Genomic DNA, 17,372 nt, shown 5'->3' with positions numbered 1-17,372 from the left:
GGTTCACCGGGGTCCTGACCGGGATGCCGATGGATACGGGCACTGCGCATCCGCAGTGCGGACCAGTTCGACCTCCCGGGGAACGGGCAAGGAAGGATCGCCATGAAGAAGGTACTCGGCGCAACTGCAGGCCTGATGATCCTGGTCGGAGCCGTTGTGCCGGCAGGTCAGACCATCAGCGCGGCAAGCTGGGACTGGCCCAAGGCCTCGGTCTCGGCCAGCAGCTGGGACTGGCCCAAGTAGGAACACGGCGGCGCCGGACTAGAGCCCGGGCGCCGCTCCCATAGCCCGCCCCAGCGGGGGTGATCACAGACCCTGAAGGAGAGAGCCATGAGTCAGCTGACAGCCGTGCGAACCGCCTCACGGACGGTCGTCAGCACTCAGTGGTGGCATCTCTCCCTCTCGACGGGTGGCTTCGATGTAGCGGACGGCATCATCGAAGAGCTGGTCACCCCGCTGGTGGCGCAGGCGCAGGCGCTCGGCGCCAAACGCTGGTACTTCACGCGGTGCGAGGACGCATCCACCGGAGTGGTCAGCCAGATCAGGCTCAGCATCCACGCGCACCCCCGGGTCCTCGAGAGGCTCCGCACCTTCCAGCGGGCGCTCCAGGCCCGCAGTGCGCAGGCCCTGCCGCTGCTGGCGGTCCGGCAGCACTACACGGCTCCCGCGAGCAACACCTACTACTCGGGCGGCCAGGAGATGGCCGACCCCCAGCTCGAGGCGAACCTCGTGAAGTACGGCGGTGTGGAGGGGCTCCACCTGGCCGAGGAGGTCTTCGAACTCAGCTCCGAGCTGGCGATCTGGGGCAACCAGCGGTTCCCCCGCATGCAGAGCCGTTCGGCGCTCGGCGCCCTGGTCCTGTTCGACGCCGCCCAGAGCATGATGCGAGGGCCGCGCTCGGCCGGCTGGCAGGATCGCCGCCGCCTGACCTGGGACTTCTACTGGGACAGCCACCTGCGGACCTGCACCGCCGACGTCGGGCCGCGCGCTCCGGCAGTCCGCGACGCCATGGCGGCGCAGGTCTCCTCGAAGGCGACCGGCTTCCATGCCCTGATGGCGGCGACGGCATCCGAGTCCGCGGTGCACAACTGGCGACGGCGCTGGTACCGGGCGCTCGACACCTACCTCTACCGCGCCGACAAGGTGCGGGTCAGCCGCAGCGCCCAGCACCTCACGGTCTACCAGGCGCACATGACGCTCAACCGCCTCGGATTCGTCCCCCGCGAGGAGGCCGCCCTCGGTCTCTACGCGCGGAGCTGGAAGCCGCAGATGGACCTCATTGCACCACGACAGCCCTGACGGTCACGGCCGCCCAGGACCCATCGAGCGAAGGACTGCACCATGAATGCCAGGAACACCATCGTGCTCGCCATGGACCAGGACGATCTCTCCGAGGCGCTCGGCTGCTCCTCCGAGGCGGTCCAGTCCATGCAGAACGACGGCGTGCTCGAATCGCAGGGTCAGCTGTGGGAGATCGGACCTGCGCGGGACTACCTCAGGGACGCGGCCTGGGCGGACAGCCTCTGGCACTGACACCCGGTCGCCGGAACGCTCCGGTGCACGCACGACGACGCCGGCGCATCCCTGCGCCGGCGTCGTCGTGTTCCGATCCGGGTATGCCCGGCCGAGGGTAGGAGCCTCAGGCTGCGACGGGTGACGCAGCTCCCGCCAGGGCCGAGAGGACGTCCGACACCTGGCCGGCGACCTCGGCGTCGTCCTTCGGGTGGACCTCGGCGAAGCGGGTGATCGATCCGCCGATGGACAGTTTGGTGTCGTCCACGACCGACGCTCCGGCGACGCCGAGGGCGCGGCGGGCCTCGTCGTGGGCCCAGACTCCGCCGTACTGGCCGAAGGCGGACCCGATGACGGCGGCCGGCTTGCTCGAGATGGCGCCGGCGCCGTAGGGGCGGGACAGCCAGTCGATCGCGTTCTTCAGGACGGCGGGCATGGTGCCGTTGTACTCGGGCGAGACGAGGAGGAGGGCATCCGCGTCGGCGGCCGCGGCGCGGAGGTCGTCGGCCGACTTCGGGCGGTCGGCGTCGTTGTCGATGTCCTCGTTGTAGAACGGGACCTCACTCAGGCGATCGAACGTCACCACGGTCACGGCGTCGGGCGCGTGCTCCTTCGCGGCCTCTGCGAGCTGGCGGTTGATGGAGCCTTCGCGGAGGCTGCCGACGAGTGTCAGGATCGTGGTGGTCATGAAATCTCCGTTGCTAGTGACCTCGCGGCCGGGGCTGGTGCGGACGTATCGAACCGCGTCTGCTCAGGGTCAAGCGGACCACGGTCCGTTTTATTCCGGGTCTATGCTTGCCCCATGCAGGGGGAGGGCTTGCTCCGGGTCACGGGCGACGATGGAGAACGCATGGATGCGGCGCGGAACCGCCGGCTCCTGCTCGACGCCGCGGCCGAGATCGTGGCGACCTGCGGTGCGGAACGGCTGACCACCGATGCGGTGGCGCGCAGGGCGGGGGTGGGCAAGGGAACCGTCTTCCGCCGGTTCGGAAGCCGGGCGGGCCTCATGCACGCACTCGCCGACGAGGCCGGACGGGAATTGCAGCAGGCCTTCATGAGCGGTCCGCCGCCGCTCGGCCCGGGCGCCCCGCCGCTGGAGCGGCTCATCGCCTTCGGAGAGGCGAGCATCGCCAGGATACGCCTGGACGGACAGATCCTCCGGGCCACGGAACAGCAGGGCGGACCCGATCTCGAGCACCCGACGCAGCGGTTGGTCCGCCTGCACCTCGCGATGCTGCTGCGGGAGATCGGGGTATCCGATCCCGAGGTGGGCGCCTACCACCTGGCCGCCGTCCTCAACGCCGGTCTGCTGCTCCACCTGCAGGACGATCGGGGGATGTCCGGAGAGCGGCTGACCGCCTCGTGGGCCGCCCTCGTCACTGCTCTCGCCGCCTGACGGCGCGCCGCCGGCTCCGCCGCTCAGGGCCCCGGTAGGCGGTCCGATGTCGGTCCGGGGTGATCGCCGACCCCTTGTACACTGTGGAAAAAGCGCCGGCAGCCTGCCGGCGGGCGAGTCGAGGTTGGAGTCGGTATGGAGGAGCTACCCGAGGCGCAGGCCGATGCCCGGGCGACATCCGCCGGCGACGACCCGTCCTCGCGCATCCTCCACATGGTCGCCGACGAGGTGGAGGTCCTGCCGCCCGCGGAGGCCGCCGCGCGACTCCAGGACCTGCTCGTCGACCATCCGGACGTCCGGTCCTTCCTCCAGGAGCTCGCGGACTTCACGGCCGAGACGCTGGGGACGCAGGGGGACACCTACTGCGGGATCACCCTGCAGCGGTCTCCGAGCGAGCAGCTCACCGTCGCGAGCAGTGGCGAGAAGGCCCGTGCGATGGACGAGGTGCAGTACGACCACAACGACGGCCCGTGCCTGCACGCCCTCCGCGTCCACGACGAGGTCTTCATCGCCGATGTCGTCTCCGAGGACCGCTGGCCGGACTTCATGCGGCACATCGCCCGCAACGACGTCGGCGCCATGTTCTGCCTCCCCCTGGACCTCGAGGGGTCCGCCCGCGCGGCCCTGAACCTGTACGCAGAGGACAGCTCGGTCTTCAGCGACGAGTACCGCCGGGTGGCACGGGCCTTCACCGTCCAGGCGTCGCAGGCACTCAAGCTCGCGGTGAGGGTGGCGCAGCACACGGCGACCGCGGAGGACCTGCACGCAGTCCTCCAGACCCGTACGGAGATCGATCTCGCCGTCGGCATCATCATGGGGCAGGACAACTGCTCGCAGAAGGACGCGTTCGACAAGCTCCGCCGGGCGTCGAACTCCCGCAACGTCAAGCTGCGCGTCCTGGCGGCGGGGATGGTCGCCGGCCTCAACGGCTCCGTGCCCCGCGCGCACTTCGACCCGTCCTGATCCTTCCGCGCGCCCGTGTCAGCACCTCCCGACCGTCCGATCAGCACGGTCCTGGTCGGGTTCGGCCACGGCGGCCGCGTCTTCCACGCCCCGCTGCTCCGGCATGACCCGCGCTTCGATGTCGCCGCCGTGGTCACGCGCAGCGAGGCGCGGCAGGACGCGGCACGGACGGAACATCCGGATGCCGTCGTCGTCGGCACCCTCGGCGACGCACTCCGCGCGGTGCCGGCCCTCGAACTCGCGGTGATCACGACGCCCAACGCGACGCACGGTCCGCTGGCCACCGCGGCCCTGGCGGCCGGCCTGCACGTGGTGGTCGACAAGCCGCTCGTCGTCGACGCCGAGGAGGGCGAACGGCTGCGCCACGCCGCCCTGCAGGCCGGCCGGCTCCTCGTCCCCTTCCACAACCGCCGCTGGGACGGTGACGTCCTGGCCGTGCGGGCAGCGGTGGACGCCGGCAGGCTCGGGTCCGTGCGGAGCGTCGAGTCCGCTGTCGAGTCCTGGAAGCCGACCGTCGGCAAGGCCTGGAAGCGCGAGGCGGCGCCCGCTGCGGGCGGCGGCGTCCTCCACGACCTCGGGACCCACCTGATCGACCAGGCGCTGGTGCTCTTCGGCCCGGGGGAGGCCGTCTTCGCGCAGCTGCACCGGAACCGGGAGGACACCTCCGCGGAGGACACGGCGTTCGTCGTCATCGAGCACGCGTCGGGCGTGACGAGCCATGTGCGCGCCGGCACGCTCGAGCCGCTGGCCCGCCCACGGTTCCGCGTGACCGGCAGCGCCGGTTCGCTCGTCATCACCGGGACGGACCCGCAGGAGGCGCTGCTGGACCGGGGTGTCCCTCCGGCCGGAGTCGCCGTAGCCGCTGCCGGCCTGCCGGGCGCGAGCCGCGGTGTGCTCGGCGCGGGCGGGACCGCGGAGCCCTTCCCCGTGGGACCGGGCGACTACCCGGCGTTCTACGCCGGCCTCGCCGCGGCGATCGACGGGGAGGGACCCCCTCCCGTTGCGGTGGAGGAGGCCCTCGCCGTCGTCCGGCTCATCGAGCGGGTCCACGCGGCGTTCCCCGTCCGGCGCGGCCCGCGCTGAGCGCGCGGCCGGCGGACAGGTCACCCGACCAGCGCGGCCCAGTCCTCGGCGAGCTCGAGGCCGTGCGCCGCCGACACGGAGTGGTGTGCCACCCGGCCCGCGGCGACGTTGAGTCCGCGGGCCAGCGCCGGATCGGCGGCGAAGGCTCCCTGCACGCCCTTGTCCGCGAGGGCGACGGCGTAGCGGAGGGTCACATTCGTCAGCGCGTAGGTCGAGGTGTTCGGGACGGCGCCGGGCATGTTGCCCACGCAGTAGAAGAGGGACCCGTGGACCCGGAAGGTCGGGTCCTCGTGGGTGGTGACGCGCGAATCCTCGAAGCACCCGCCCTGGTCCACGGCGATGTCGACGAGGACGCTGCCGGGCTTCATCCGCGCGACGAGGGCATTCGTGACGAGCTTCGGGGCGCGCGCGCCCGGGATGAGGACGGAGCCGATCACGAGGTCCGCCTCGAGGACGGAGGTCTCGATCTCCAGCGAGTTGGAGGCGACGGTCTTGACGCGGCCCGCGTAGAGCGCGTCGATCTCGCGCAGCCGGGCGATGTCGATGTCGAGGATGGTGACCTCCGCACCCGTCCCGACCGCCATCGCCGTCGCATTGGTCCCCGCGACGCCCGCGCCGAGAACCACCACCTTGGCGGGGCGCACTCCTGCCACCCCGCCGAGCAGCAGGCCCGGGCCGCCGGCGGGTGCCGTCATCACCTGCGCGCCGACCTGGACGGACAGACGGCCGGCGACCTCGGACATGGGAGCGAGGAGGGGGAGCGAGCGGCCGTCCTGCACCGTCTCGTAGGCGATGGCGGTGACGCTGGCGTCGAGCAGGGCGCGGGTCAGCTCCGGCTCGGCAGCCAGGTGGAGGTACGTGAACAGGATGAGCCCTTCGCGGAAGCGGTGGTACTCCGCCGCGACCGGTTCCTTCACCTTCATGACCATGTCCGCGCGGGCCCAGACGTCGTCGGCCTCGTCCACGAGTTCGGCTCCCGCCGCCTCGTACTCTGCATCGGTGATGCTGGATCCGGTCCCGGCACCGCGCTCGACCAGGACGGTGTGTCCGTGGGCGCGGAACTCATGGACGCCGGACGCGGTGATCGCCACCCGGAACTCGTTGTTCTTCACTTCTTTGGGGACGCCGATGATCATGGGATTCTCCAGGCTGCGATCGGGGCGGACGGGGTGACTCCACGATAGGCCCGCGCCGGGCGGCCCGATCGGGGGTCCCGGATCAACGTCACCGTGGAGCATCGCCGGCCGGCCCGCCCGGAGGGGCGGAACGGCGCCCCGCCGCGGAACCGTGGCTCTGTGACGCGCACCACTAGCACGGCGACGTCGATGCCGCCATCGACAGATGTCGAGTCCGGGCGCGGCAGATGTCGCCCGCGACGACCGGTCGCCCTACTGTTGGTCTGTGCAGAACCAGGCCATCGAGGACGTCGTCGAGTCCATCGCGCAGCGCCTCGGACGCGGGCTCTCGCTCGAGGATCCCGACGGCGTGCTCCTCGCCTACAGCAGCCACCAGACCTCGGCCGACCGCGTCCGCGTCAACTTCCTCCTCAGCAAGCGGGTCCCCGCCGACGTCAGCGAGTGGCAGCAGCGGCACGGCATCACCCAGGCCGTGCGCGCCGTCGCCGTTCCGGCGAACGAGGATCTCGGGATGCTCGGACGTGTCTGCGTCCCCCTCCTCGTCCGGGGCTTCCGGGTCGGCTACCTGTGGGTGCAGCAGCAGTCGAGCGATGACCCCGCCGCCGGGATCCTGGCCGCGCTCCCGGCCGTCCGGCCGACCATCGACCGGCTGGCCGAACTGCTCCTCGAGACCGACACGGCATCCTCCGAGCGCCGGACCCGGCGTGAAGGGACGTTCCTGGCGGCCTGCCGCGGCGTCGCCACCGCCGTCGAGGAGCTGCGGGGCTGGCGGGAGCTCGGTGGCCACGGCCCCTGGCGCATCGCCATGGTGTACGAGGTCCCCCATCCGACCGCACCGAGGGAGGGGGGCGACCCGAACGAGGCCGCGCTGCTGCAGCGCACCCTCGCGCTGCAGGCGACGGTCGGCGTCGCACCCGTCCTGTTCAGCGCCGGGTCCTCGGACGTCTCGGTCCTCCTGTGCGCGGCGGACGTGGGCCGCACGGCGCTGGCGCAGGTGCTGGACAGGTACACCCGCGAGGTGGAGAAGCGCGCAGGCCGGTCGGCCGGCCGCTTCATCCTCGGGTTGAGCGAGACCGCGGCCGATCCACGGGACCTGATGGAGGCCATGCTGCAGGCGCAGCATGCCGTCCAGGCCGCCGCAGTGGATCCGCAGCTCGGCGAGACCTGCGCCTATGCGGACATCGGGGCCTACCAGTTCCTCGGCGCCGCCGGCTGGCAGGCTCCCGCGCAGGGCAGCGTCCACTTCGCGGAGCTGAGCGAGGCCGACCGTGTGGAGGAACTCCTTCCGGTCCTCGAACTGCTCTACGACAAGAACGGGTCGGTGCAGGACGTCGCGGCCCAGCTCCATCTCCACCGCAGCAGTGTCTACAACAGGCTGGCGCGCATTCGTTCCATCATCGGCGTCGATCCGCTGGCGGGGCTGGTGCGCCTCGAACTGCACCTGGCCCTCAAGGCCCAGCGCTGGCGGTCACGGCCCCGTTTCGAGCGCGACTGACCGCGTCCCACCGAGCTGAGCCGGGCCGTCAGCGGGACCCGGCCGCGTCCGCCCCGTGCGGTGCCCCGGCCGGATCCCTGCGCTCGAGCTGGCCACGGAGCCACTCCTCGACGTCCGCCCTGCGGAGGCGCCGGTGCGAGCCCCGGTACTCGACCGGGAGGGTTCCCGCATCCGTGAGCTTCCGGAGGTAGCTGTGCGAGATCCCGGCGAGCTCCGCCGCCTGCGACGTGGTGAGCAACTCGGCGACGGACGTCACCTGCACGGCATCGCCGTCGGACAGGCGGGCGAGGAGGTCGACGACGGCGGCCTGGGCCTCCGCGGGAAGGCGGTGCGCCGTGCCGTCCACGAAGACGGTGACGTCGCGGCTGGAGTCGAGGGCCCGGCGGAGCGGACCCGCCAGTTCCGGCGGGAGGGCTGGTGACGATCTCGGGGCCCTGGAAGTCATGGAGCCCATTGTGCCAGCCGGCGTCGCGGCATCCGGACCCCACCCCGGCGCCGAGAAATCCCTGCTTCCGCACGGCGGAGCGGGAGTCTATATTCTAGGTATAAGTACCCTTACTACTTGTTTCCAGTGCCGGAGGCAAGACGAAAAAGGTGAATCTCATGACAACCATCGATCACGGGCGGAGCCTGCGCACCAGCGGCCCCACCTCTCATCTCCTCGACACGGGCGAATCACCCTCCTGCCCCCGGTGCCACACCGACGACTACCTGATCTTCGAGGAGTTCGTCCCGGCTCGGCAGGCCGACCACTCCACGGACCTGCTTCCGGCGAGTGCCAGCTACAGCTGCTCAGAGTGCGGTACTTTCAACGCCCATACGGTGCCGACGTCGTGGCGCCCGCCCCAGTGGTTCTGGTACAGCTGACGCTTCCGCAGTGCACCGCTGTCCGGTCGGGCTGACCGGCCCGACCGGAGACCCACGGCTCCTGTCCACTATCTGCGCGCCGTGGCCGACACGCCTTATTTGACCCTGCCGCTGCGTCAACTCCTACCGTTGTACCCACCGGTGCCCCTGAGCGCCGGAGGTACGAGGAAGGAGCGGCATGGACTACCCCATCACGGTCGTCGCGCGGCTGGCGGGCACCACCAGCAGGACGCTGCGCCACTACGGCGAGGTGGGCCTGCTCGAGGCGACACGCATCGGGGCGAACGGGTACCGGTACTACGACTCCGCTGCCCTGTTGCGGCTCCAGCGCATCCTGCTGCTGCGCACCCTGGGGCTGTCCCTGCCGGCGATCCGCACCATCGTCGACGACGAACCGGGCGGCAGTCCGGCATCGGCCCTGCGCGCACACCTCGATCATCTCCGCAGCGAGCAGCGCCGGCTCGACCAGCAGATCAACGCGGTCCTCACCACGGTGGAGGCCCTCGAACGAGGAGAAGAACCGATGCCCGAGACCATGTTCGACGGATTCGACCACACCCGCCACGAACGGGAGGTGACGGAGCAATGGGGCGAGGACGCCTACGCGCAGGGCGACTCCTGGTGGCGGGGCAGGAGCGAGGAGGAACGGCGCGCCTTCCAGGACGAGGTGGCGGACCTCAACGCCGCCTGGACGGCCGCCGCGTCGACGGGGGTGTCGGCCGGCAGCGCGGAGGCCGGCCGGCTGGCCGACCGGCACATCGCCTGGCTCTCGACCGTGCCGGGCGTCCCCCGCGATGACGAGGGCCGGTTGTCCTCCGACTATCTCCTCGGGCTCGGCGAGATGTACGTCGCCGACCCGCGCTTCGCCGCGAACTACGGCGGACCGGGCGGCGCCGAGTTCGTCCGGGCGTCGCTGGAGGCATGGCTGGCACGCCGGCCCTGAGACCGGCCCGCACGGTCCGCACCCGTCCGGCCGGACCGCCCGATCGGCCCGTGCGGCCCGTACCCGGCCGGCCCTGCACGGCGTGCATCCTCTGTGGATCCAGGGGTGGCTACCAGGGTCCGACGGCCCGGTCCCGTCCCGTGCGCTTGGCACGGTAGAGGTTGAGGTCCGCTTCCCGGAGGAGGGCGGACGACGTCGTGCCCGGTACGCACCCCGCGAAGCCGAGGCTCGCGGTGAGGTGGAGCCCGCGGTGGATGTGGGGCCATCGCAGATGGCGGACAGCGGACAGGACGGCGTCCGCCACATCCTGCGGGTCCGCGTGCTGCTTGAGGACCAGCAGGAACTCCTCGCCGCCGATGCGCGCGACGTCCCGGACGCCGTGGCATTCCTGCAGGCACTCGGCGACCGACACGAGGACGTCGTCCCCGGCAGCGTGGCCGAAGCGGTCGTTGACCTGTTTGAAGTGGTCGAGGTCCACGATGGCCAGGGACCCGGTCCAGGCGCCGCCGGTCTGCCATGACCGCACGACGTCGGACAGGGAGTCCTCGACCCAGCGCCGGTTGCGCACCTTGGTGAGGGGATCGACGGCGACGGCGGCTTCTGCCTGTTCCGCCCTGACGATCGCCTCGGTGAGGTTCTGGGCCGCGAACAGGTGGTCCACCTGGGAGCGCCGGGCCTCGAGCCAGCGGGTCCGGGAGGCGCTGTGGAACGCACGGTGGAGTTCGTAGGCGAGTGTGAAGTCACCCTGGGTCGCCGCGACGGCGGCGCGTTCCTCGAGGACGGACGCCGCGATCTCCTCGAGCTCGTGCAGGGTCGTGAGGGCCTCTGCCTCGTCGAGGGCGCGGACAGCGAGGTCCAGCTCCCCGAGCCCGTGGTGGATCTGCGCGAGGAGGAGCCTCCGGCTCGCGCGGAGCTCAGGCTGCGATCCCGGGGTGACGTCCATGCCGTACCGCTCGAGCACCACCGACGCGTCCTCCGGCCGGCCGGCCGCGAGGTGACCGCGGATGAGGACATCGCTGAACTCGCTCTCGAGGTGCGGTGCGGCGGCGACCACCTCGTCGAGGATCTCGGTCCACAGGGATGCCTCTTCCGGCAGCGCCTCGTCCATGGCGGCGTGGAACGCGTTGGAGGCGAGCTGGGCCTTCAGCTCGTGGTCGGCCAGCCGCTCCGCGAGCGCCAGGGCTCGCCGGGTCACGTCGAAGCCGTGCTGCGGCAGGCCCGCGGCGAACAGGCCGACCGCCTGGCGGGTGAGCAGCTTCGCGCGGAGGCGTGGCAGCTCGGTCCCGTCGAGCAGCGTTACGGCGATCGTGGCGTGCTCGGCGCCGGCGCCCGAGAGGCCAGCCATGAGGTCCGTCATCGCGAGGAGGGCATGACAGCGGCTGGCGAGCCGGGTGTCGCCCTGCTCGGTCGCCCAGCCGAGGATGCGCGCACCCCGAGCCCGGGCGTCGCGCGCGCCCTCGGTCCGGGTCAGGGCGTCGAGTGCGGTGACCTCGGCCCACAGGGCGACGTCGGTGCGGCCGAACTCCTCCGCGGCCGCCTTGATCGCGGCCGCGTCGATCATCGCCTGCGGCAGGTCGGTGCTGATCTCCACCGCCTCCAGCCCCACGATGAGGTCCCGCTCCTGCGCGAGGCGCAGCGAGCCGCTCTCCGTCACGACGTCCTCATTCAGCATGTGCACTCCCAGTGGTCGAGACAGCGCTGTCCGACGTACTGCTGGGGTGAGACCGGGGTGTGCGCTGGTGGTGCCGATGCAACCGGCACCACCAGTGTGCCGCCTCGGAGCGACAGCCTCAAGGGGGTGCCGCTCCTCCTATGCTGGAGGGGAGACGTCCGGAGCGTCCCCGCCGACCGGCGGAAGGGACGGCTGGGGCAGATGCGGGAGGGCACGGTGGCGACGACGGACAGCAGCGCGGGCCTGCGGGGCCGTGCGAGCCGCGCGGCCGACGCCGTCGAGCACGTCTCCGACACGCGTGTCCTCGACGTGGCGGCGCGGCTCGGATTCGGAGCGCTCGCGGTCGTGCACATCCTGATCGGCCTGATCGCCCTGCGGATCGCCTTCGGGGGGAACGGGGAGGCCGAACCGACGGGTGCGCTGGAGGAGGTCGCGGAAGGGCCCGCAGGGACGGCGCTGATGTGGATCTGTGCCGTCGGCTGCGCGGGCCTGGCGCTCTGGCAGTTCAGCGAAGCAACCCTCCGCGCACGCCACCTCCCGCGGAAGCAGCGCCTCGGCAAGCTCATCTCGTCCGGGTCGCTCGTCATCATCTACGGGTCGATGGCGGCGACCTTCGCGCGGTTCGCCCTCGGCGACGGGCCGGACTCCTCCGAGTCCACGGTCGACTTCACCAGGGCCCTGCTGGCCTCGGCGTTCGGTGTGCTGCTCGTGTTCCTGACCGCGGGCATCATCCTCGGCATCGGCGTCCACTTCGTGGTGAAGGGGGTGCGCAGGAACTTCCGCCCGGAACTCAGGACCTTCGAGGACACCGCCCACGGCCGCATCATCGAGGTGGTCGGGGTCGTGGGGCACGTCGCCAAGGGCCTCGCGCTCCTCCTGGTGGGCGGCCTGTTCGTGACCGCCGGCCTGGTCCGCGATGCCCAGGAGTCGACGGGGCTGGACGGCAGCCTCAAGGCCCTGCAGCACCACCCGCTCGGTACGTACGTCCTGACCGCCGTCGCCCTGGGCCTCATCTGCTACGGCGCGTTCGCCGTGATCCGCTCCGTCTTCGGGCGCATGTGACGGGCGTGGTGCGGCAATGGTGAGGTCGGCAGGGCCGGCACACGAGCCCAGGTCCTGCCGCTCCTGCGGACGCCGCATCGAGTGGCGGAAGAAGTGGGAGCGGAACTGGGAGGACGTCGCCTACTGCAGCGACGCCTGCCGGTCCCGCAAGGTCCGCGCCATCGACACGGCGCTGGAGGAGTGGCTGCTCGGGCGGCTCGGCGCCGGAGCACGCGGCTCGGGGGTCGACCCGGCCGACGCCGCAGCGGCCCTCGGCGGACATGGTGCGTCGCTGCACGAGCCGGCGCGGAACGCCGCCCGAAGGCTCGCCGCCCGCGGACTCGCGGAGATGGTGCAGCGCGGCGTCGTCGTCGATCCCTCGACGGCGAAGGGCCCCGTCACACTGCGCCGACCCCGCTGATCGCGCCGCACTGCGGGCAGGTGTCCCGCCATCGTCGGTGCTCCACGCCAAGACGTGCCGTCGCCCGGACCATCCATCGTCCGGACCGGCCGCACAGACGTCGCCAGGGCGTTCGCCCGCGGACGTCAGGCCTGCTGGGGCACGGTCGTCCGTGCCCCGCTGCGTGCAGGCTCGTACCGGACCGTGTCCGCCGCGGCGTACGCCGCTCGCCGGATGCTCCCGAGACCGGGGCCGCTCTCCAGGAGGCCGGCCGCCCGCGCCTGGACGAGGATGTTCCCGAGGGCTGTCGCCTCCACGGGACCGGCGAGGACCGGCAGGCCCGTGCGGTCCGCCGTCAGTTGGCAGAGGAGGGCGTTCTGCGATCCGCCGCCGACCACGTGGATGACGTCGATGGTGTGTCCCGAGAGGCGTGCAGCGTCCCGGAGGGTGCGCGCGTAGGCGTCGGCGAGGCTGTCCATGATGCACCGCACCACCGACTCCCGGGTCGGGAGATCGCCGGCCGCACGGCGGATTCGGCCGGGCATCCCGTCCGGCGCGAGGAAATCCGTGGACTCGGCGTCGATCATGGGCCCGCCCGCCGGGAGCGTCGCGGCAGCCGAGAGCAGGGTCGGCAGATCCGGGACCGGCCCTTCGACGGCCCACTCCCGCAGGCACTCCTGGAGGAGCCACAGCCCGCCCGTGTTGCGGAGGTAGCGGATGGTCCCGTCCACACCCCGCTCGTTGGTGAAGTTCGCGGCGCAGCTCGCGGCCGTGAGGATCGGCGCGTCGAGTTCGACGCCGACGAGCGACCAGGTGCCGGAGGAGATGTAGGCGAAGCCCGGCCCGGTGGCAGGGACGGCGGCGACCGCGGAGGCGGTGTCATGGGAGCCGACGGCGACGACGGCCGTCTCCTCGGGCAGTCCGGTGGCGCGAGCGACCTCGGGCAGCAGTTGCCCGATGACGGCTCCGGGTTCCACGAGCGGGGGGAACAGGTCACCGGGGAGACCGAGCGCGTCGAGGAGATCCTCGGCCCAGGTACCCGTCCGCGCATCGAGCAGGCCCGTGGTGGACGCGTTGGTCGCCTCGGTGCGGCGCTCGCCGGTGAGCCGGTAGGCGAGCAGGTCCGGGATCAGGAGGGCCTGCACGCCGTCGAGCGACCGCTCGGCGGCGAGCTGGTAGACCGTGGTGAAGGGCAGGAACTGCAGCCCGGTCCGGTCGTAGAGGGTCTCGGGTGGAAGCGTGCGGTGGACGACGTCGACGGTCGCCCGGGTCCGCGTGTCGCGGTAGCTGAAGGGCAGGTGCCGCAGGATCCCGCCGTCGTCGACCAAGCCGTAGTCCACGGCCCAGGTGTCGATGCCGATGCCGGCGATCCGCAGACCCGACTCCGCTGCGGCGGAGGCCGCCAGGCGCAGCCCCACCACCACCTCGGCGAAGAGGGCATCGATGTCCCACCGCAGCGCGCCGCCGAGGAACTGCGCGCCGTTGGGGAAGCGGTGAACCGTCGTGAGGCGGGGGCTGCCCCCGGAGACGCTGCCGAGGATCACGCGGCCGGAGGAGGCCCCGATGTCGACCGCAGCGAACACGGGTGCTGGAGGGGCGCCCATGTCAGCGCAGGAAGGCGGCGGCGACGCCCGCGTCAACGGGAATGTGCAACCCGGTGGTGTGCGAGAGCTCGTCGGAGGTCAGGACGGCGACGGCGTTCGCGACGTTCTCGGGCAGTACCTCGCGCTTGAGGAGGGTGCGCTGGGCGTAGTACTCGCCGAGCTTCTCCTCGTCCACGCCGTACACCGCGGCGCGCTTGGCGCCCCAGCCGCCGGCGAAGATCCCGGAGCCACGGACCACCCCGTCGGGGTTGATGCCGTTGACGCGCACGCCGTACTCGCCGAGTTCGGCGGCGAGGAGGCGTACCTGGTGCGCCTGGTCTGCCTTCGTGGCGCTGTAGGCGATGTTGTTGGGGCCCGCGAACACGGAGTTCTTGGAGGAGATGTAGATGATGTCCCCGCCCATGTCCTGCTCGATCAGCACCTTCGCGGCCGCCTGCGACATGAGGAACGAGCCCTTCGCCATGACGTCGTGCTGCAGGTCCCAGTCCTTCTCGGTGGTCTCCAGGAGCGGCTTGGAGATGGAGAGCCCGGCGTTGTTGACCACGAGGTCCAGCCCGCCGAAGGCCAGCACGGCGGCCTGCACGGCACGGAGCACCTGGGCGGGGTCGGTGACGTCGGCCCGGACGCCGATGGCGACGTCCGGCCCACCGAGATCCTGGGCGACACTGCTCGCGCTGTCGATGTTCAGGTCCGCGATGACCACGCACGCGCCCTCGGCCGCCAGACGGGTGGCGATGGCCTTGCCGATGCCCGACGCCGCTCCCGTCACCAGGGCGATGCGCCCGGCGTGGGACTTCGGCTTCGGCATCCGCGCGAGCTTGGCCTCCTCGAGCGACCAGTACTCGATCCGGAACTTCTCGCTCTCCTCGATGGGCGCGTAGGTGGACACGGCCTCGGCGCCACGCATCACGTTGATGGCGTTGAGGTAGAACTCCCCTGCGACGCGGGCGGTCTGCTTGTTGGCGCCGAAGGAGAACATGCCGACGCCGGGGACGAGCACGATCGCCGGATCGGCCCCGCGCATGGCGGGTGAGTCCGGCGTCGCGTGCCGGTCGTAGTACGCGGCGTAGTCGGTCCGGTACTCGGTGTGCAGTTCACGCAGGCGCAGCAGGCAGCTCTCGACGTCGGCGTCGGCCGGGAGGTCGAGGACGAGCGGCTTGACCTTGGTGCGCAGGAAGTGGTCGGGGCAACTGGTGCCGAGTGCGCCGAGGCGCGGGTGCCCGCTGGAGGCGAGGAATTCCAGCACCCGCGGATCATCCGTGAAGTGGCCGACTTGCGCCCTGTCGGTGGAGGCGAGGCCGCGGATGGTCGGGGCGAGGGCGGCGGCCCTGGCCCGGCGCTCGTCCTCCGGCAGCGGGCCGTAACCCTCCAGGGCAGGCCCGAAGGGCTCGGGGGTCCCGTGCTCGGCGATGTACCGCTCGGCGGTCTCGATGATCCACAGGGAGTTCGCCTCGGCCTCGGCGGAGGTGTCTCCCCAGGCCGTGATGCCGTGGCCCCCGAGGATGGTGCCGATCGCCTCGGGGTGGGCGTCCTTGATGGCGGCGATGTCGAGCCCGAGCTGGAAGCCGGGACGGCGCCAGGGGACCCAGAGGACCTTCGGTCCGAAGATCGCGGTGGTCAGGGCCTCGCCGTCCGCCGACGTCGCGATCGCGATCCCCGCATCGGGGTGCAGGTGGTCCACGTGCGCCGCATCCACGAGGCCGTGCATGGCGGTGTCGATGGACGGCGCCGCACCGCCCTTGCCGTGGAGGGTGTAGTCGAAGGCCGCCACCATCTCGTCCTCGCGCTCGACGCCGGGATAGACCCCCTGCAGCGCGCGCATCCGATCGAGGCGGAGGACGGCGAGGCCGGCCTCCTTCAGCGTCCCCAGGTCACCGCCGGAGCCCTTGACCCAGAGCAGCTCGACGTCCTCGCCCGTCACGGGGTCGGTGCCCACACCTTTCGCCGAGGTGTTGCCGCCGGCGTAGTTCGTGGTGCGCTTGTCCGAGCCCAGGCGGTTGGAGCGCTCGATGAGCTCCTGCACGGTCCGATTGACCGTCGGGTTCGTGGTGGCGTCGGTCGCGGGTCCTGTCGTCGTCGTCACTGTCATGCTCCCCATCCGGCCTGCTGGCCGCCCTGTCGCTCGCTGTTGATCCGGTCCTGGTAGCCGCTGGTGCGGTAGGCCTCCATCGGGTCGGCCGGAAGGCCCTTCGACGCACGCCACTGCGCGAGTCCGGGCCGGACATCGGTGTAGAAGGCATCCATCAGGATGGCGTTGGCACCCAGCACGTCGCCGGATTCCTGCGCGGCGGTCAGCGCGGCGCGGTCGATCAGCAGAGCACGCGCCGTCATCTCCTGCACGTTGAGCACGGAGCGGATCTGGCCGGGGATCTTCTCCTCCAGGTTGTGGCACTGGTCGAGCATGAGGGCGATCCCGCTCTCGGGCGAGAGGCCGCCGCCGCGGACCACCTCGGCCATGATGCGGAACAGCTGGAACGGGTCCGCGGCTCCCACGATCAGGTCGTCGTCCGCATAGAAGCGCGAGTTGAAGTCGAAGGAGCCGAGCTTCCCGAGCCGGATGAGCTGGGCGACGATGAACTCGATGTTGGTCCCGGGAGCGTGGTGGCCGGTATCGAGGCAGACGAGGGCCTTCTCTCCGAGCTGCAGGCAGTGGGCGTAGGAGGTGCCCCAGTCGGGGACGTCCGTGTGATAGAACGCCGGCTCGAAGAACTTGTACTCGAGGACCAGGCGCTGGTCCTCGCCGAGCCGGTCGTAGACCTTCCGCAGCGAGTCCTGCAGCCAGTCCTGCCGGGAGCGCATGTCGGCCTGGCCGGGGTAGTTGGAGCCGTCCGCGAGCCAGATCTTGAGGTCGCGGGAGCCGGTGACGTCCATGACCTCGATGCACTCGTACATGTGGTCGATCGCCTTGTTCCGCACCGCCGCGTCGCTGTGCGTGAGGCTGCCGAACTTGTAGTCGTCGTCCTGGAAGGTGTTGCTGTTGATGGTGCCGAGGCGCATGCCGTGATCGGCCGCGTAGGAGGCGAGGACGCCGTAGTCGTCCACCCTGTCCCAGGGGATGTGCAGGGCGACGCTGGGCGCCAGGCCCGTGAGCCGGTGGACCGTGCCCGCGTCGGCGATCTTCTCCTGCACCGTGCGCGGCGTCCCGGGGGTCGCGAAGACCCTGAAACGCGTCCCTGAGTTTCCGTAGGCCCAGGACGGGACCTCGATCGCGAGCTGGTCCAGCTCCGCGGTGATGTCGTCGATGACAGTCATGTACTCTC

General features: G+C 71.3%; 18 protein-coding genes. 11 read left to right on the top strand and 7 right to left on the bottom strand.

The genetic code is table 11. The features are described from left to right. Nucleotides 1-102: 102 nt before the first annotated feature. The 3 genes from NVV32_RS15955 to NVV32_RS15945 all read left to right on the top strand — a co-directional run bounded on the left by NVV32_RS15955 (nucleotide 103) and on the right by NVV32_RS15945 (nucleotide 1,533). A complete protein-coding gene (locus NVV32_RS15955; RefSeq protein WP_157365713.1) occupies nucleotides 103-243 on the top strand; it encodes a hypothetical protein in 141 nt (46 codons plus the stop codon). A gap of 87 nt (nucleotides 244-330) precedes the next feature. Further along, nucleotides 331-1,299 carry a lantibiotic dehydratase C-terminal domain-containing protein gene (locus NVV32_RS15950; RefSeq protein ID WP_422390811.1) on the top strand — a complete coding sequence of 323 codons (969 nt, stop codon included), beginning with the start codon at nucleotides 331-333 and terminating at the stop codon, nucleotides 1,297-1,299. A gap of 42 nt (nucleotides 1,300-1,341) precedes the next feature. Further along, on the top strand, nucleotides 1,342-1,533 hold the full coding sequence (locus tag NVV32_RS15945) for a hypothetical protein (RefSeq protein ID WP_055766637.1): 192 nt from the start codon (nucleotides 1,342-1,344) through the stop codon (nucleotides 1,531-1,533). Nucleotides 1,534-1,639: 106 nt separating this feature from the next. Here the strand turns inward: NVV32_RS15945 and NVV32_RS15940 are convergent, their stop codons facing one another. Beyond that, the gene (locus tag NVV32_RS15940; protein ID WP_055766640.1) at nucleotides 1,640-2,200 is read right to left on the bottom strand and encodes an NAD(P)H-dependent oxidoreductase; all 561 of its coding nucleotides are present in this window, start codon (nucleotides 2,198-2,200) and stop codon (nucleotides 1,640-1,642) included. Between the two features lie 114 nt (nucleotides 2,201-2,314). Between NVV32_RS15940 and NVV32_RS15935 the strand changes: the two genes are divergently transcribed. The 3 genes from NVV32_RS15935 to NVV32_RS15925 all read left to right on the top strand — a co-directional run bounded on the left by NVV32_RS15935 (nucleotide 2,315) and on the right by NVV32_RS15925 (nucleotide 4,954). Continuing rightward, nucleotides 2,315-2,908 carry a TetR/AcrR family transcriptional regulator gene (locus NVV32_RS15935; protein WP_422390810.1) on the top strand — a complete coding sequence of 198 codons (594 nt, stop codon included), beginning with the start codon at nucleotides 2,315-2,317 and terminating at the stop codon, nucleotides 2,906-2,908. Between the two features lie 135 nt (nucleotides 2,909-3,043). Continuing rightward, nucleotides 3,044-3,871: a GAF and ANTAR domain-containing protein gene (locus tag NVV32_RS15930; RefSeq protein ID WP_055766645.1), complete on the top strand. Its 828-nt coding sequence runs from the start codon at nucleotides 3,044-3,046 to the stop codon at nucleotides 3,869-3,871. Nucleotides 3,872-3,886: 15 nt separating this feature from the next. Continuing rightward, a complete protein-coding gene (locus tag NVV32_RS15925; protein WP_422390809.1) occupies nucleotides 3,887-4,954 on the top strand; it encodes a Gfo/Idh/MocA family protein in 1,068 nt (355 codons plus the stop codon). Between the two features lie 20 nt (nucleotides 4,955-4,974). Here NVV32_RS15925 and ald read toward each other — a convergent pair whose 3' ends face one another. Next, nucleotides 4,975-6,090, bottom strand: a complete 1,116-nt coding sequence (gene ald / locus NVV32_RS15920; RefSeq protein WP_422390808.1) for an alanine dehydrogenase — start codon at nucleotides 6,088-6,090, stop codon at nucleotides 4,975-4,977. A 265-nt stretch (nucleotides 6,091-6,355) separates the two neighbouring features. On the opposite strand from ald, the gene NVV32_RS15915 reads away from it, so the two are divergent. Next, nucleotides 6,356-7,585, top strand: coding sequence for a PucR family transcriptional regulator (locus tag NVV32_RS15915; RefSeq protein ID WP_055766658.1), 1,230 nt, complete (start codon nucleotides 6,356-6,358; stop codon nucleotides 7,583-7,585). 28 nt (nucleotides 7,586-7,613) lie between these two features. Here NVV32_RS15915 and NVV32_RS15910 read toward each other — a convergent pair whose 3' ends face one another. After that, complete coding sequence (locus tag NVV32_RS15910; protein ID WP_422390807.1) at nucleotides 7,614-8,030, bottom strand: helix-turn-helix domain-containing protein; 417 nt, start codon at nucleotides 8,028-8,030, stop codon at nucleotides 7,614-7,616. A gap of 158 nt (nucleotides 8,031-8,188) precedes the next feature. Between NVV32_RS15910 and NVV32_RS15905 the strand changes: the two genes are divergently transcribed. Both NVV32_RS15905 and NVV32_RS15900 read left to right on the top strand, forming a co-directional pair. Beyond that, nucleotides 8,189-8,452 (top strand): hypothetical protein, encoded by a 264-nt coding sequence (locus tag NVV32_RS15905; protein WP_055766661.1) that lies wholly within the window; start codon nucleotides 8,189-8,191, stop codon nucleotides 8,450-8,452. Nucleotides 8,453-8,630: 178 nt separating this feature from the next. Next, the gene (locus NVV32_RS15900) at nucleotides 8,631-9,395 is read left to right on the top strand and encodes a MerR family transcriptional regulator (RefSeq protein ID WP_422390806.1); all 765 of its coding nucleotides are present in this window, start codon (nucleotides 8,631-8,633) and stop codon (nucleotides 9,393-9,395) included. 109 nt (nucleotides 9,396-9,504) lie between these two features. Here the strand turns inward: NVV32_RS15900 and NVV32_RS15895 are convergent, their stop codons facing one another. After that, on the bottom strand, nucleotides 9,505-11,067 hold the full coding sequence (locus NVV32_RS15895; RefSeq protein ID WP_422390805.1) for a diguanylate cyclase domain-containing protein: 1,563 nt from the start codon (nucleotides 11,065-11,067) through the stop codon (nucleotides 9,505-9,507). A gap of 126 nt (nucleotides 11,068-11,193) precedes the next feature. Between NVV32_RS15895 and NVV32_RS15890 the strand changes: the two genes are divergently transcribed. Together NVV32_RS15890 and NVV32_RS15885 are read left to right on the top strand one after the other, a co-directional pair. Then, the gene (locus NVV32_RS15890; RefSeq protein WP_422390804.1) at nucleotides 11,194-12,129 is read left to right on the top strand and encodes a DUF1206 domain-containing protein; all 936 of its coding nucleotides are present in this window, start codon (nucleotides 11,194-11,196) and stop codon (nucleotides 12,127-12,129) included. A gap of 16 nt (nucleotides 12,130-12,145) precedes the next feature. Beyond that, nucleotides 12,146-12,529 carry a DUF2256 domain-containing protein gene (locus tag NVV32_RS15885; protein WP_422390803.1) on the top strand — a complete coding sequence of 128 codons (384 nt, stop codon included), beginning with the start codon at nucleotides 12,146-12,148 and terminating at the stop codon, nucleotides 12,527-12,529. 125 nt (nucleotides 12,530-12,654) lie between these two features. Here the strand turns inward: NVV32_RS15885 and NVV32_RS15880 are convergent, their stop codons facing one another. The 3 genes from NVV32_RS15880 to rhaI are packed head-to-tail and all read right to left on the bottom strand — an operon-like array spanning nucleotide 12,655 to nucleotide 17,364. Beyond that, a complete protein-coding gene (locus NVV32_RS15880) occupies nucleotides 12,655-14,112 on the bottom strand; it encodes a rhamnulokinase (protein WP_422390802.1) in 1,458 nt (485 codons plus the stop codon). A gap of 1 nt (nucleotide 14,113) precedes the next feature. Beyond that, nucleotides 14,114-16,201 carry a bifunctional aldolase/short-chain dehydrogenase gene (locus NVV32_RS15875; protein ID WP_422390801.1) on the bottom strand — a complete coding sequence of 696 codons (2,088 nt, stop codon included), beginning with the start codon at nucleotides 16,199-16,201 and terminating at the stop codon, nucleotides 14,114-14,116. Continuing rightward, complete coding sequence (gene rhaI / locus NVV32_RS15870) at nucleotides 16,198-17,364, bottom strand: L-rhamnose isomerase (RefSeq protein ID WP_422390800.1); 1,167 nt, start codon at nucleotides 17,362-17,364, stop codon at nucleotides 16,198-16,200. Before rhaI ends, NVV32_RS15875 begins: the two co-directional genes overlap by 4 nt. Between the last annotated feature and the right edge of the window lie 8 nt (nucleotides 17,365-17,372).

Origin of the sequence: Arthrobacter sp. N1 (assembly GCF_048288285.1) — a bacterium.
Lineage (GTDB): Bacteria > Actinomycetota > Actinomycetes > Actinomycetales > Micrococcaceae > Arthrobacter_D.
Note: the sequence above shows the minus strand (reverse complement) of the source record. Positions and strands in the feature narration are given on the sequence as shown.

What these genes read in the sequence shown, in the direction of transcription:
- NVV32_RS15955 (WP_157365713.1), top strand. Translation starts at nt 103, where the DNA reads ATGAAGAAGGTACTCGGCGCAACTGCAGGCCTGATGATCCTGGTCGGA.
- NVV32_RS15950 (WP_422390811.1), top strand. Translation starts at nt 331, where the DNA reads ATGAGTCAGCTGACAGCCGTGCGAACCGCCTCACGGACGGTCGTCAGC.
- NVV32_RS15945 (WP_055766637.1), top strand. Translation starts at nt 1,342, where the DNA reads ATGAATGCCAGGAACACCATCGTGCTCGCCATGGACCAGGACGATCTC.
- NVV32_RS15940 (WP_055766640.1), bottom strand. Translation starts at nt 2,200, where the DNA reads ATGACCACCACGATCCTGACACTCGTCGGCAGCCTCCGCGAAGGCTCC.
- NVV32_RS15935 (WP_422390810.1), top strand. Translation starts at nt 2,315, where the DNA reads ATGCAGGGGGAGGGCTTGCTCCGGGTCACGGGCGACGATGGAGAACGC.
- NVV32_RS15930 (WP_055766645.1), top strand. Translation starts at nt 3,044, where the DNA reads ATGGAGGAGCTACCCGAGGCGCAGGCCGATGCCCGGGCGACATCCGCC.
- ald (WP_422390808.1), bottom strand. Translation starts at nt 6,090, where the DNA reads ATGATCATCGGCGTCCCCAAAGAAGTGAAGAACAACGAGTTCCGGGTG.
- NVV32_RS15910 (WP_422390807.1), bottom strand. Translation starts at nt 8,030, where the DNA reads ATGACTTCCAGGGCCCCGAGATCGTCACCAGCCCTCCCGCCGGAACTG.
- NVV32_RS15905 (WP_055766661.1), top strand. Translation starts at nt 8,189, where the DNA reads ATGACAACCATCGATCACGGGCGGAGCCTGCGCACCAGCGGCCCCACC.
- NVV32_RS15900 (WP_422390806.1), top strand. Translation starts at nt 8,631, where the DNA reads ATGGACTACCCCATCACGGTCGTCGCGCGGCTGGCGGGCACCACCAGC.
- NVV32_RS15895 (WP_422390805.1), bottom strand. Translation starts at nt 11,067, where the DNA reads ATGCTGAATGAGGACGTCGTGACGGAGAGCGGCTCGCTGCGCCTCGCG.
- NVV32_RS15885 (WP_422390803.1), top strand. Translation starts at nt 12,146, where the DNA reads ATGGTGAGGTCGGCAGGGCCGGCACACGAGCCCAGGTCCTGCCGCTCC.
- NVV32_RS15880 (WP_422390802.1), bottom strand. Translation starts at nt 14,112, where the DNA reads ATGGGCGCCCCTCCAGCACCCGTGTTCGCTGCGGTCGACATCGGGGCC.
- NVV32_RS15875 (WP_422390801.1), bottom strand. Translation starts at nt 16,201, where the DNA reads ATGACAGTGACGACGACGACAGGACCCGCGACCGACGCCACCACGAAC.
- rhaI (WP_422390800.1), bottom strand. Translation starts at nt 17,364, where the DNA reads ATGACTGTCATCGACGACATCACCGCGGAGCTGGACCAGCTCGCGATC.